A 12,570-nucleotide genomic window follows, 5' to 3' on the forward strand; every position below is an offset into this window, starting at 1 on the left:
TTTGAATCAAGAATGGCGGCGGATTTCGCCCTCTACGGTGAGGTGCAGAGGCGTGGCAGGGGGAATAGAACCGTAATCCGTGATGTCTTCCAGGGTAATGCGCAGTCGGAGCGGAAAAGCGCCAGGAGTCTGTTCCAAATAACGCATAATGGCCTCATCGGCCTGTACGCCAAAGGTTTTTAATAACTTGCGGATGTCGTGGCGGATGGTTTCCTCGTCCATGAAAACAGTTCCTTTCTTTGGTTGCTTAGTGATACGTTTTTTGCTCACCGCTAACAACGGAGTAAGCAGCTTGCTTGCGACTCTGGGTATCCAGCCATAGTGCCAGCACGGCCAGTAAGGTGGCAACAAGGATGACAAATGCCGCAATCTGATAAGTGCCCCGTAAGCCGGCAAGCAGGGCTTGAGGGTCGGCTTGGGTCACCTCAAAATTGGGAGGTAGGTTTGCCGCTGCGCGCACTTGTAGGGCAAACAAGGTGCCCATTAGAGGAAGCCCTGAAGTTTGACCCAGCGTTCGCATCAGCGCGAGGAGTCCGGAGGCGATGCCAAGGCGGTTGCGCGGCACAGATCCCATAATGGCGTTGTTGTTGGGCGATTGGAACATGCCTAGCCCAATCCCAAAGGGGATCAAGTGCAGGACAAATCCCAGAGGGCTGAGCCCGGGCTGGATGGAAGCGACAGAAAGGCAACCGAGGATCACCACAATCAACCCGATCAGGCTAATCCCGCGTGACCCATAGCGATCGGAAAGGGCGCCGGCCAGGGGGGCGACTATACCCATCACTACCGGATGCGCCATCATCAACAGCCCTACCAGTTGTGCTGGGTAACCCTGCACCAGTTCTAAGAAAAACGGCATTAGAAACATCCCGGCCATGACAATGAAAACCAGGAACGCCATTAACAGGTTGATCGAGAAGAGTGTGTTGCGAAATAGGGTCAGATCCACCATGGGGTATGGTTGACGGCGCTCAACAATGACAAAGGCAATTAACCCGACAAGTGCGATCCCGAGGAGAATTCTTGGCCATTGGGTATCGAATCCCAAGTCTTGCCCCATGGTCATACCCAGGGCATAGCATCCCATGGTCATGAACAGAATCGCGGCTCCCAGCATATCAAAGCCACCCTCGCGTTTTTCGGGGCGCAGGTCGGGTACAACCCGATGCACAATGAACGAGGCAATGATACCAATTGGCAGGTTGACCAGGAACACCCAGTGCCACCCTGCCCAAGCGATGATCATTCCACCCAGCGGTGGACCGGCGGCAATGCCAATGGAAACGATGCTCCCGATGGTGCCCAGGGCGCGTCCGCGCGATTCGGGAGGAAAGACTTCAGTGACAATGGCGGTGCCGAGGGCCTGGGTAAACGCAGCGCCGATGCCTTGAATGGCACGGAAGATGATCAAGGCTGTGATCGTGGGCGCCAGGCCACACAGCAAAGAACCCAGGGTGAAAATGATTAACCCGATCTGGTAAAGACGCTTCTTGTTGTAAAGATCACCCAACCGGGCAGCGCCCAGCATTAGGGCGGTCAGCACCAGTACATAGGCTAAAACGACCCACTCCACGGTCGCAAAATCGGTGTGGAGGTTTTCGACCAGGGTGGGGAGGGAGATGTTGACAATACTAGAGTCGAGCGTGGCCATTAGGACCCCGCTGCCGACCCCTAGAAGCGTCAGCCAGTGTTGTGATGTAGGACGTGAAGAGGCCATAACGAGGATGTTGTCCTTTATTCAGGTAGGAAGATATACCCCCCCATTGTACTCTGAATAATGGGCGTTTCGCCAGAGTCGGACTGTAATTTATACTGAAGACTGCGTATTGTATTCTCGACCAGGGCCCGGGCGGTTGCTTCGGGCAGAATTTCATTCCCCCATCCGGCATGATAGAGGGTGTCCCAGGTGACTTCGTGAAAGGCGTTGTCCATCAAAAACTGGAACAGTCGAGTTTCCGTTGGGCTGAGGAGAACGGGCATATCTTTATATAGGAGCAGATTTTGTTGTGGATCCAGCCGAAAATTGGCTTTCCAGGAGGTGTCGGGTACCATGCGAGGGGGAACCTTCTCCGCCAGGCGCCGCACCCTTTCTTTTAATTGAGACATTGCAAAGGGTTTAACCAGATAATCGCTTGCGCCCAGGTGATAACACTGCTGCATGATGCGGGGGTCGGAAAGCGCTGTCAACATCAGGATGGGGGCCCCCGTTTCCTGCCGTAATGCTTCGAGCAAGCTCAGACCGTCTAAATCTGGCATCATAATATCCAGAATGACGATATCCACAGCTTCGTGCTGCAACAGGCGCAGTGCTGATTGGGGTTGCGTAGTCGTCAAGACTTGATAATTTTCCTTTTCCAACACGCTACGCACCAAATCACAGGTATCTCGATCATCATCAATGATCAGGATTTTTAAGGTGGAAGGTGTGGCTTTGAAAACCATACAAAACCCTTTTTTATGAACAGGTTGCTCTTTCTTCGCTTATTGTAGGTTGGGCGGTCGAAAATTGCAAGCACAAGACCCCAAAAATGGTGGTTGAATAACGCGGTGGAAAATTGATAAAATCAAATGAGAGGATTAAAGTATGGAGGGAGAAAGGGATGGTAGTTCATTTTTATGCGACCTTCCGCCCAATTGTGGGAGGAAAGACGGTAGAGGTGCCACTGGACGATGGGGTCACCATTCAAAAGGTGTTGGAGCACTTGTTTGAGCGCTTTCCGGACTTACGCGCGCAAATGGTAGATGAACAGGGTAACCTCTTTCCCTATGTTCACTGCTTTGTCAATGGCCGGGATGTGCATTATCTGCCCGAAGGACTGCAGACTCCGCTAAAACCCGAGGATCGCGTGGATATTTTCCCGCCTGTAGGTGGTGGGTAGGATTAACAAAATGGGGCGAGAGCGTATGACTGACCATACGCTCTCGCCAGGAAAAGGGAAAAACGGGGGACTAGATAATCTCCAGTTCTTTGAGTTTGCTCTCCGGCACCACGCCGTTGACCCAGCCGCGCTCGCGGTAGTATTCCTCGAGCATCTTGTCTAATTCACAGACGTGGCCAAATGAGCCCTGCTCTTGGGATGGTTCTTCAAGGAAGCGCTTAGGCAACGTGTCGCTTCCCTCGCGGAAGCCGCACAGGTTGTTGTAGTAGCGTTCCAGGTTGTAAATGCGCTCACCAGTCTTCAGGACATCATCGGCAGTAAAGGGAACGCCCACGACAGCTGAGAATTGGGCGGCGTAGTCCTCGGCTGCCTCGGCGAAGGCGCTGAATTTGCATAGATCCAGGCTATCCGAGAAGGCGTGCAGGTCCTGGAGCAGTTTGAGCAATTTGCCTTTGCCCTCCCAGGCTAGCGGATCGGTCTTGAGCGGGATCAGACCCAGTTCGGAGGCAGGGCTATAGCCACGCAGGTGGCAGGCGCCGCGGTTGCTGGTTGCATAACCCAACCCCATTCCCTTCAGACCACGTGGGTCATAGGCCGGGATGCCCATGCCCTTGACCGTCATAGCAATTTCAGGGTGACCAAATTGTTTCGCCGCTTTTTCGGTGCCCTCAGCCAGGATGTCGCCTATGCCTTCGCGATAGGCAATCTTGCGCATGACCTCGATCATGCCAAACACATCGCCCCATTGCAGGCCACCGCTTCCGTTGACATAGCCGCGCTGGGTGGCTTCCATATACATGGCCAGCACATCACCAATTTCGATCGCGTCGTAGCCATAGTCGTTGGAAAGGTCAATCATCTTGGCGATGGCGGCAGCATCGTCATTATCGCACATGGCGCCAAGGGACCAAGCCGGCTCATACTCTAATGACTCCATGCGCAAGCCAGCGAAGGGACCTTCTTTGATCTCTACTTCTTTCTTGCAAGCCACTGGGCAGGCGTGGCAGGTGGGATCATCTACCAGAATGTGCTCTTTGACCCACTCACCACTGATTTTCTCGGATCTGGGCACAAACGAGGCGCGTTGGGCGTTGCGTGCAGGTAAGGCGCCCATGGTGCTGGTGATGTTCATCAGGACGTTGGTGCCATAAACCGAGAGGCCACCCTTGCGTGGGCTGGTGACGTTAGCCGGATCCATGATTTTTGCCAGGGCCTGCTGGTGCGCGGTTTTCCAAAGTTCGCGATCCATTGCCTTGGGCATCTTCTTCTCGGCCTTGATCACAATGGCCTTAAGTAATTTGCTCCCGCCCACACAGCCGGTACCACCGCGACCGCTGGCACGGTCATCTTCATTGATCCAGTTCGCAAATTTGACTAAACGCTCACCCGCCGGGCCGATGGCCAGCACGCTCAGGTCTTTCTCGCCATACTTCTCTTGCAGGGCTTTAATGGTCTCATGAACGGTCTTACCCCACATTTCGGAGGCATCATGGATCTCAACCTTGCCATCTTCAACATAGAGATAAACGGGTTTGGCCGCTTTACCCTTGACGATGATCCCATCTAGCCCTGCCCACTTGAGACGTGCACCGGACCAGCCGCCGTGATGGCTGTCGGTAATGGTGCCGGTTAAGGGTGATTTCGTGCAAATCGCCATGCGGCCACTCATGGTGACCTCGGTGCCGGTGAGTGGGCCGGTCATGAAACATAAAATATTTTCGGGCGATAGGGGATCAACCTGATAGCCGTTCTCAAAGACATATTTGTCCCCTAAACCGCGCCCGCCGATGTATTTCAGGGCCCAATCTTCACGGATGGGCTCATAGGTTACTTGGCCTGTGCTTAGATCCACATGGGCAATTCGATTGGCATAACCTCCGAGTGCCATACTCCCCTCCTAATTGGCAAAACCTGGATTCAAAGATAACCGCCTTTTAGTCAAATGCAGAATACTCTCTCTCACCTCCTTTCCTTCTAAACAAGGCTGGGAAGAGGCCACGATGGAACGGCTGAACGTTATTTTCCGTTATGGTGGAACCGGCGGGAGCGAAAGCGAAATGCGCGATTGAGCAGGAAAGTTCTCCTGTTTATAAGTCTAGTAGATTGTTTACGGCGATTCAAGTGACATTTGTCAATTCTTCCTCCCAGATGTAGGTTCAGGGGCCGAGTGAGTCGGTCAGTACTAATGGTAAAATCAAGAACAATGTTCTCGTATATCTTCCAAACAAGGGGTTCTGATGTCTCCTAGGCCTTCACATCCTTCATTACGCTCATGGCGCGATTACCTAAATTTGGTGGCCCAAGGCTTTCTGATTGGTACCGTGGATGCTGTGCCGGGCGTTTCGGGGGGAACGGTGGCGTTATTGCTCGGACTATACGAGGAATTGATCCAGTCAATTCGTTCAATGGCAGACTTGAAGGTGATTCAGCAATTGGTCAGACCGCGAGAATGGGGGTATTTGTGGTCGCAGACTCCTTGGCGGTTTTTGTTGGCTGTGGCCCTGGGGATTTTAGGGGGTGCCTTTACTCTTGCCCATACGTTGGAATGGGCGTTGATCCATTATCCGCAGGTGGTTTGGGCGTTATTTTTTGGTTTTGTGTTGGCTTCCACCGTTCTCGTCAGCCGTCGCGTTCAGCGCTGGAAACTTCACTATGCAGGCCTGTTTCTGGTAGGAGGTGTGGTAGCCTTTGCCCTGGCCGGTGCAATGGCGCTTTCAACGCCAAGGGCGCTGTGGGCATTCTTCCTAAGCGGGTTTGCAGCCATTTGCGCGATGATCTTACCGGGGGTCTCTGGAGCGTTGGTGCTGGTTTTATTGGGGAAGTATCAAGATGTCCTCACTGCTGTAACCAATTTTCAGGTCGTTCCTTTGGCGGTATTCGGGTTGGGAGCGGTCTTGGGGTTGAGCCTAATGGCACGTCTGCTAACGCGGTTATTGCGGCGTTACCACGATGCTACGTTGGCCTTTCTCTGTGGACTGATGGCTGGATCCTTGCGCCGTTTGTGGCCGTGGAAAGTATGGGAAGAGGTACGGGAAGAAACGATGGCGTTTGTCGAGATGGTCAATAATACCTGGCCGTCATTCGCAGAAATAGAAACCTGGGGCTTATTTGGCTTGATGGGAGTGGGGTTTGTTGTGGTGTGGTGGTTGGAACGCTTGGCGCGTGGGCGATCCGGTGCCCGTTCTTCTACCTCTGGTGTCATCCTTATGGGAGGTGAATGATGATAAAACCCTTCACATCAAGTCTGCGCTTTCCGTTGGCGCATACGTTCTCCATCGTTGCCCGTGATCCTCAGACGGGTTGGATGGGCGTGGCAGTTCAGTCACACTGGTTTTCGGTGGGCTCCATTGTGGCTTGGGGCGAAGCCGGGGTTGGGGTTGTAGCCACGCAGTCCATGGTGGAGATCAGTTATGGCCCACGCGGCCTGGCGCTTATGCGATCTGGTCTTTCGGCACCGGTAGCATTGCAAGCCCTTTTGCAAATGGATGAGGGGCGCGAGGTGCGCCAGGTCGCGATGGTGGATGCTCAGGGGCGGGTTGCGGTGCATACCGGCGCGCGGTGTATCGAGGCCGCCGGGCATTATCAGGGGGATGGCTTTTCGGCGCAAGCCAATATGATGAAAGATGCGCGAGTATGGCCGGCGATGGCCCAGGCTTACCAGGAAAAACGCGGCGATTTGGCTGAGCGTCTTTTGGCGGCGTTGGAGGCCGCACAGGCTGTCGGGGGTGACATTCGCGGACAGCAATCTGCCTGTATTTTGATCGTCAAAGGAGAGCGAACAACCCAACCTTGGGAAGGCGTGGTGATGGATTTGCGTGTAGAGGATCACCCTCAGCCCATTGCAGAGTTGCGCCGATTGGTCACATTACACCGCGCGTATCAACAAATGAATGCGGGAGATGCCCATCTGGCTGAGGGCAGGGTAGAGGCGGCTTTGGAGGCTTATCGCCAAGCGGCTCTCATGGCGCCCGAGATTGACGAATTGCCATTTTGGCATGCCGTAACCCTGGCGGAGCTGGGACGGCTGGATGAGGCGCTTCCCATTTTTAAACAGGTGTTTGCTCGTAACTCCGATTGGGCGGAGTTGCTGACGCGGCTGCCGGCAGCGGGTCTACTACGTCAAGATGAGGCCATGTTACAGGCCATTTTAGCGCAACGGGATGCTTGAGCCATGTCGGACCTGGCACGTAAATTGCATACGATGCCATGAACTGATCTGGAAGAGGTGTTTTGAGTGGTGGATCTGATCCTAAAACCCAGTTCGCGATCTGATGAGCGCGTGCGGCTTGTTCACTATCTTGCCGTGCCGCCGCGGCGCCTTGCCCGTGGACGGGAACATGAGCAGATTTGGCTGGCATTATGGGCATCCGCAAGCAAAGTCGCAGATGAGAACCCCCTCAAGGGCTGGTTAGCGCAAGCAGCCCTTCACTATTACCGCACCCGTGGGTCGGTGAGCTTGGCATTACGCCAAGCGTTTGAATATCTCAACCGGCAAGCCCTCACTTTCAATCAGGCTCAGAAAACCTCTTCACCTTTCCTAGGTGCGGCGATTGTTTTGCGGGGAAAGCAGGCTTACTTGGCGTTAAGTGGCCCGGTGCATGCTTATCTCTTTGCGGGTCAAGAGATGCGAGATGCGTTATTACCCGAACAAGCCGGACGCGGACTGGGGATTGGTCAGACGTGGGGGATGCGTTTCTATCTTTGGGCGGCACAACCCGGTGCAGGGGGATGGTTAACTTTGATGCCATTGTCATCCGAAGGCCAGGGTTTATTCAAGGGGGTTAATTTAGAGGCGGCTGAGGGTGTTTGGGTTGAGGTTAAAGCAGGCAGTGGACAAATTCGCCTGGCCGAAAGCCAACCTGTCCTTTCCGATATGTCTTTGGAAACCTCACCTCCCGCTCCCGTCCGCGAAGCAGAGCCCGGGCCTGCGCCTTCGTTTCAACCGGGAGAAGCGCGCTTACTTGGGGGGGATATCGTTGGGTCTTCTCGCCCTGCAACTCGTACCTCACCCGCTGTATCTAGAGCGGCGCCGACACCCTCTATGGCAGGCCGACATGAAACTACTACTGCCACACTTCCGCCGCGTGCTCAAACGACATCAGCCACACATTCCAAAGTTGGGTCACCGGCAGGGTGGGGGCATGCGCTGGCGGGTGTTCTTTGGAAACTATGGCAGGGATGGAAGCGGGTTGCTGTACCCTTGAAACGAGGGATAGATAATGTGTTTTCGCGCGTGCTTCCGACTGAAAGCACGCCGTTCCGTATTTCTCCCGGAACGTTAGCCTTCCTGGCTGTGGCAATCCCGCTGATGGTGGTAACAATAGCCGTGATTGTGTATTGGCAACAAGGGCGCATGGAGCAGCATCGCCTTTACCTTCAGCAAGCACAGCAGGTGGTTAGCCAGGCACTGGGGCAGTCTGATCCAGCGCTGAAACGTGTCAACCTGGAAGCCGCCCTAACCTGGGTGGATAAGGCGGAGCAATATGGCCAGACCACAGATTCAAAGTCTCTGCGCATGACCATCTACCAAAACTTGGATGCCCTCGCCGGGATTCAGCGGTTGGTCTTTCAGGCCTTATTGCCGGGAGGGATTGGAGGAAACTTCCAGATCGGTAAAATTGTGGCAACCCAAAGCGAGGATCTCTACGTGCTGGATCGCAATCAGGGAAGTATTCTGCGCCTGGTGGCTACGGAAAGTGGTTATGCACTTGATTCCCAATTTACCTGCCGTCCCGGACAGATTGGTTCATTGATCGTGGGGCCGTTTGTAGATATGATGGCCTTGCCGGTGTCCAATCTCCACGGCGCCCAAGTGATGGCCATTGATGCTAATGGAAACTTGGTTTATTGCGGCTTTAAGGGCGGTGAGCCTGTCTTAGATGCGGTGGCACTGCAGCCCCCTGATCAGGGGTGGGGCGTCGTCAAAAGCATTACTGTGCGTCAGGGCAATCTGGTAGTTATGGATGCCATGCAGAACGGCTTATACGAATACCGGGGCAGTCAATGGGATTTTGTGGATCGGCCTAAACCGCTTTTTGGCTCACAGGTCATTCCTCTAAGTAATGCCAAGTCCTTGGTGGCGTTCCAGGAAGACATTTTTATCCTCTATGATGATGGTCACGTCAGCCGCTGTAGTGGGGTCAGTAGTGTCGAATGCCAGGATCCTTTCCCCTTCCGTCTTTCCCAGGATGGGCAAGTCCAGGAAGTGCCACGCTTGGACGTAACGTTTTCCGATTGGGTGTTAACACCACCACCCGATCCGGCTATCTATCTTTTGGAATCCTCTGGACAATCGGTTTATTACGTCAGCCTGATGCTTAGTGTGCAACAACAATTTCGTCCCTCGCTGGTTGATGGCGAACGTTTGCCGCAACAAGCAGCTACGGCTTTCACGGTTACGCCCGGGCGTAATATCGTTATGGCATTTGGCAATATGCTTTATAGCGCCAGGTTGCCCTGAGGTTAACCGCGGGCGCGTAGCCAGGCCAGTAAGCGTTCGGGGGACCAGGTGTTGATGATTTGAGACGGCTCGACCCAGGCGCGTCGTGCGATGCCAATACCATACTCGATCAAATCAAAATCCGTAGGGGTATGGGAATCAGTGTTAAGGGCCAGCGGGATGCCCATCTCGGCTGCGCGGCGGGCGTAAACATCGTCCAAATCCAGCCGGGCTGGATTAGCGTTGATTTCCAGGGCAACTCCATATTGTTGGGCGGTAGTTAATACCATTTCCCAATCCAGGTCGGCCCCCTCGCGGTTCGGGAGTAGGCGTCCACTGGGATGACCAATAATATCTACCTGGGGGTTGCGAATGGCATTGAGCAGGCGCTGTGTAACTTCTGCCCGCGGTTGCCGTAAACTGACATGAAGCGAGGCGATGACGATATCTAATTCCGCCAACACCTCATCGGGGTAATCCAGATGACCATCCGCGCGTATTTCAACTTCAGCCCCTTGAAGTATGACAATTTTATCCCCCCAGCGCTGGTGTAGGGTTTCAATCTCAGCGCGTTGCTCACGTAGGCGTTCGGGGGTGAGGCCATTAGCAATGCCCAGTCCCGCCGAATGATCCGTAATGGCAATTACCCGCAACCCGCGCTGGTAAGCCGCCGAGACCATCTCATCCAGGGTTGCGGCACCGTCGCTCCAGTTGGAATGGGTGTGTAATTCGGCCTTAAGGTCTTCTCGTTGCAGCATGGGAGGTAATGTGCCATTGAGCGCCGCTTCAATCTCCCCGCGATCCTCTCGTAATTCAGGTGGGATCCAGGGCAACCCTAATGCATGGTACAGGTCTTCCTCGGTAGTAAAGTGTATCTCATGCCCATCTTCATCGCTGAGCCCGTGTTCGGAAAGGGAAAGACCGCGTTTCTGGGCCAGCCCGCGCAGGCGAACGTTATGATCTTTGGAGCCAGTGGCGTATTGCCAGAGGCTGCCAAACTTCTCCGGGGGCTGACACCATAATTGCAGGCGAGTGCCGTTTCTGGTTTCAATGCTAGCCTTGTTTTCGCCTTGGGCAATGATACGGTAAACTTCAGGATGGAGCACAAATGCATCCATCAGGGCTTTGGGTTGATGAGAGGCGGCTACCAGGTCAAGGTCGCCCACCGTTGAACGCCAACGGCGCAGACTTCCAGCCAATTCGGCCCGCACGACACCTGGCTGTTGGCGCAGCCAATCCAACCAACGCAAGGCCATGGGGCGGGCTACCCCTAACGGCAGGCGGTGAGAACGGCGGCGCAGTGCCTCAATGCCTTCCAGGATGCGGGCCTCACTCTTTTCCCCCATGCCAGGTAAGTGGCGTAAGCGTCCGGCGCGAGCAGCTTCTTCCAAGGCTTCGAGCGTGGTAATACCGGCTTGTTTCCAAAACAAAGCGGCGCGTTTAGGGCCCACATCGGGAATTTGGAGCAAATCAATGAGCGAAGGGGGCACCTCGGCTTCGAGACGCTTCAAGAAACCCAGTTCTCCAGTGTCCAGCAATTCTTCAATTTTCTCCGCAATGGCTTTGCCCACACCAGGTATCTCTTGCAATCGTCCCTGCGCTCTTAAGACATGGACGTCTTGCCCTAGCGTGCGCAGTGATTCGGCCACGCGCCGATAGGATAGCACGCGGTAGACATTTTCACCCTTGATTTCTAAGAGGTTAGCTATGTGTTCAAAAACGGCTGCCAATTCTTCATTGGTCATAGGATTATCGTCTCATGGCATTAAAACCAGCGGGACGGGGGTGAAGATCAGCACAAAGATGATCAACATGACTGCACCGATCAGGCGTCGCCGCCCATCCAATTCGGTGATCTGATCCAAAGGTTCGGCATAGGTGCGACCGAAGAAGAAGATCAGCAGTGCCCACAGCCACCAACCACTCCAGATAAAACCCATCAGGATGAGCACAGCCAAAATGACCGGAAAGAGCGCCTGGGCACGCTTGCGCCCGAATAGGGTGTAAAGGATGTGCCCACCATCCAGTTGCCCGGCCGGGATTAGGTTTAAGGCCGTGATCAACAAGCCACCCCAGCCGGCCCATGCCACCGGATGCAAGATCACATCCACACCGCCATACGGCAAGGGTTGTCCGGTGAAAATGTAGCGAAGCCAGTAAAGCAAAGGTGGCAAACCCTGGTAGGTGGCCGGTTCAGGTAACAAGCGGCCGAAGACCACGAACTTAAGCAAAAGGTAAAGAATCGAGTTGCCCTCAAGTTGTGCCTGTCCCAACGCGCCGGGTTGGGGAAAGGCCGGTAGGGGCTCTAGTCGGGAGAGGGACAAGCCGATGAGCAGGACCGGAATGGCCACGATCAAACCGCTAAGCGGGCCTGCAATGCCGATGTCCATCAGAATGCGCCGGTTCTTGGGCACTTCTTTCATGTTGATAAAGGCGCCCATGGTCCCGAATGGACTGATGGGAAAAGGTAAGGGTAGAAAATAGGGTAAGGTGACATGTACGCCATGATGGCGTCCCATCAAGTAGTGCCCAAACTCATGCGCAGCCAGAATGGCCATCATGCTGAGCGCAAATGACCATCCATTTTTGAGAAGTTGTAGGATGATCTGTGATGCCGAGCCGGTAAGTTCTCCCTCGCTACTCAGAACACCCCCGGTAAACCAAACGCTGAGCAAAGTCAGGATGAAGAAAATCAGATTAATCGTGGGGTTGGAAGGTCGCGCCGAAGGCAAACCACGGATGATGTAAATCGTATGACGACCTTCTTCGCTGCGGAAGAGCGGCGTCAAGCCAAGGGGCTTGAGTTGAGTGTTCAAGGTATCATAAGCACTGGCCGAATCGGGGGCAATCAATCGCCCGCGGTAACGTATCAGGTAAGGAGTGCGTTCACTCCCTAGCGTGACGTCCTCAATGTAAAAGATGCGGCGGATATAGGTCTCAATGAGGTCCTGACGTTGGAGGTCAAAAGAAAAATCCATAATCATCACCTGATCTCATTTGCAATGCAAAGGCGTAATGCCTGGATGGCATTCAGGCGGGGATGAATGGGAGTCGAACCCACCACGGCTCGCCACGCGACCCGTCACCGGTTTTGAAGACCGGGGAGCTCACCGGAGCTCTCCCATCCCCACACCTAAGGATAATTCAGCCCTTATAATTCGTCAACAATTTGCCCAATGACAGACAGAGTTGAGGAATTGCAAAGGAATTGTAAAGCAATGCCTAAGGGCAAATCTATTATTATGAGGAACA

10 protein-coding genes and 1 tRNA gene are annotated in these 12,570 nt (G+C 54.2%); 4 read left to right on the forward strand and 7 right to left on the reverse strand.

Annotation, left to right across the window (positions count from 1 at the left end):
- Nucleotides 1–6: 6 nt before the first annotated feature.
- The 3 genes from QYE77_RS12685 to QYE77_RS12695 are packed head-to-tail and all read right to left on the reverse strand — an operon-like array spanning nucleotide 7 to nucleotide 2,442.
- Nucleotides 7–222 (reverse strand): DUF6494 family protein, encoded by a 216-nt coding sequence (locus tag QYE77_RS12685; RefSeq protein WP_315625803.1) that lies wholly within the window; start codon nucleotides 220–222, stop codon nucleotides 7–9.
- Between the two features lie 25 nt (nucleotides 223–247).
- Complete coding sequence (locus QYE77_RS12690) at nucleotides 248–1,717, reverse strand: MFS transporter (protein ID WP_315625805.1); 1,470 nt, start codon at nucleotides 1,715–1,717, stop codon at nucleotides 248–250.
- Between the two features lie 17 nt (nucleotides 1,718–1,734).
- Nucleotides 1,735–2,442, reverse strand: coding sequence for a response regulator transcription factor (locus QYE77_RS12695; RefSeq protein WP_315625806.1), 708 nt, complete (start codon nucleotides 2,440–2,442; stop codon nucleotides 1,735–1,737).
- Nucleotides 2,443–2,600: 158 nt separating this feature from the next.
- Here QYE77_RS12695 and QYE77_RS12700 point away from each other — a divergent pair, with 158 nt between their 5' ends.
- Nucleotides 2,601–2,879: a ubiquitin-like small modifier protein 1 gene (locus QYE77_RS12700; RefSeq protein ID WP_315625807.1), complete on the forward strand. Its 279-nt coding sequence runs from the start codon at nucleotides 2,601–2,603 to the stop codon at nucleotides 2,877–2,879.
- 70 nt (nucleotides 2,880–2,949) lie between these two features.
- On the opposite strand, the gene QYE77_RS12705 is transcribed toward QYE77_RS12700, so the two are convergent.
- Complete coding sequence (locus QYE77_RS12705; protein WP_315625809.1) at nucleotides 2,950–4,767, reverse strand: aldehyde ferredoxin oxidoreductase family protein; 1,818 nt, start codon at nucleotides 4,765–4,767, stop codon at nucleotides 2,950–2,952.
- Nucleotides 4,768–5,116: 349 nt separating this feature from the next.
- On the opposite strand from QYE77_RS12705, the gene QYE77_RS12710 reads away from it, so the two are divergent.
- From QYE77_RS12710 to QYE77_RS12720, 3 genes are all read left to right on the forward strand, one after another.
- A complete protein-coding gene (locus QYE77_RS12710) occupies nucleotides 5,117–6,100 on the forward strand; it encodes a DUF368 domain-containing protein (protein ID WP_315625810.1) in 984 nt (327 codons plus the stop codon).
- Nucleotides 6,097–7,047, forward strand: coding sequence for a DUF1028 domain-containing protein (locus QYE77_RS12715; protein ID WP_315625811.1), 951 nt, complete (start codon nucleotides 6,097–6,099; stop codon nucleotides 7,045–7,047). The genes QYE77_RS12710 and QYE77_RS12715 overlap by 4 nt, the downstream gene beginning before the upstream one ends.
- Nucleotides 7,048–7,113: 66 nt before the next feature.
- Nucleotides 7,114–9,339 (forward strand): hypothetical protein, encoded by a 2,226-nt coding sequence (locus QYE77_RS12720; RefSeq protein WP_315625812.1) that lies wholly within the window; start codon nucleotides 7,114–7,116, stop codon nucleotides 9,337–9,339.
- A 2-nt stretch (nucleotides 9,340–9,341) separates the two neighbouring features.
- Here the strand turns inward: QYE77_RS12720 and polX are convergent, their stop codons facing one another.
- From polX to QYE77_RS12735, 3 genes are all read right to left on the reverse strand, one after another.
- Complete coding sequence (polX, locus tag QYE77_RS12725) at nucleotides 9,342–11,063, reverse strand: DNA polymerase/3'-5' exonuclease PolX (RefSeq protein WP_315625813.1); 1,722 nt, start codon at nucleotides 11,061–11,063, stop codon at nucleotides 9,342–9,344.
- Nucleotides 11,064–11,075: 12 nt separating this feature from the next.
- Nucleotides 11,076–12,296, reverse strand: coding sequence for a site-2 protease family protein (locus QYE77_RS12730; protein WP_315625814.1), 1,221 nt, complete (start codon nucleotides 12,294–12,296; stop codon nucleotides 11,076–11,078).
- Nucleotides 12,297–12,353: 57 nt separating this feature from the next.
- Nucleotides 12,354–12,447: transfer RNA gene (locus QYE77_RS12735), tRNA-Sec, on the reverse strand.
- Nucleotides 12,448–12,570: the final 123 nt, after the last annotated feature.

This window comes from Thermanaerothrix solaris (assembly GCF_032334255.1).
GTDB lineage: Bacteria > Chloroflexota > Anaerolineae > Anaerolineales > Anaerolineaceae > Thermanaerothrix > Thermanaerothrix solaris.

What these genes read in the sequence shown, in the direction of transcription:
- QYE77_RS12685 (WP_315625803.1), bottom strand. Translation starts at nt 222, where the DNA reads ATGGACGAGGAAACCATCCGCCACGACATCCGCAAGTTATTAAAAACC.
- QYE77_RS12690 (WP_315625805.1), bottom strand. Translation starts at nt 1,717, where the DNA reads ATGGCCTCTTCACGTCCTACATCACAACACTGGCTGACGCTTCTAGGG.
- QYE77_RS12695 (WP_315625806.1), bottom strand. Translation starts at nt 2,442, where the DNA reads ATGGTTTTCAAAGCCACACCTTCCACCTTAAAAATCCTGATCATTGAT.
- QYE77_RS12700 (WP_315625807.1), top strand. Translation starts at nt 2,601, where the DNA reads ATGGTAGTTCATTTTTATGCGACCTTCCGCCCAATTGTGGGAGGAAAG.
- QYE77_RS12705 (WP_315625809.1), bottom strand. Translation starts at nt 4,767, where the DNA reads ATGGCACTCGGAGGTTATGCCAATCGAATTGCCCATGTGGATCTAAGC.
- QYE77_RS12710 (WP_315625810.1), top strand. Translation starts at nt 5,117, where the DNA reads ATGTCTCCTAGGCCTTCACATCCTTCATTACGCTCATGGCGCGATTAC.
- QYE77_RS12715 (WP_315625811.1), top strand. Translation starts at nt 6,097, where the DNA reads ATGATGATAAAACCCTTCACATCAAGTCTGCGCTTTCCGTTGGCGCAT.
- polX (WP_315625813.1), bottom strand. Translation starts at nt 11,063, where the DNA reads ATGACCAATGAAGAATTGGCAGCCGTTTTTGAACACATAGCTAACCTC.
- QYE77_RS12730 (WP_315625814.1), bottom strand. Translation starts at nt 12,296, where the DNA reads ATGGATTTTTCTTTTGACCTCCAACGTCAGGACCTCATTGAGACCTAT.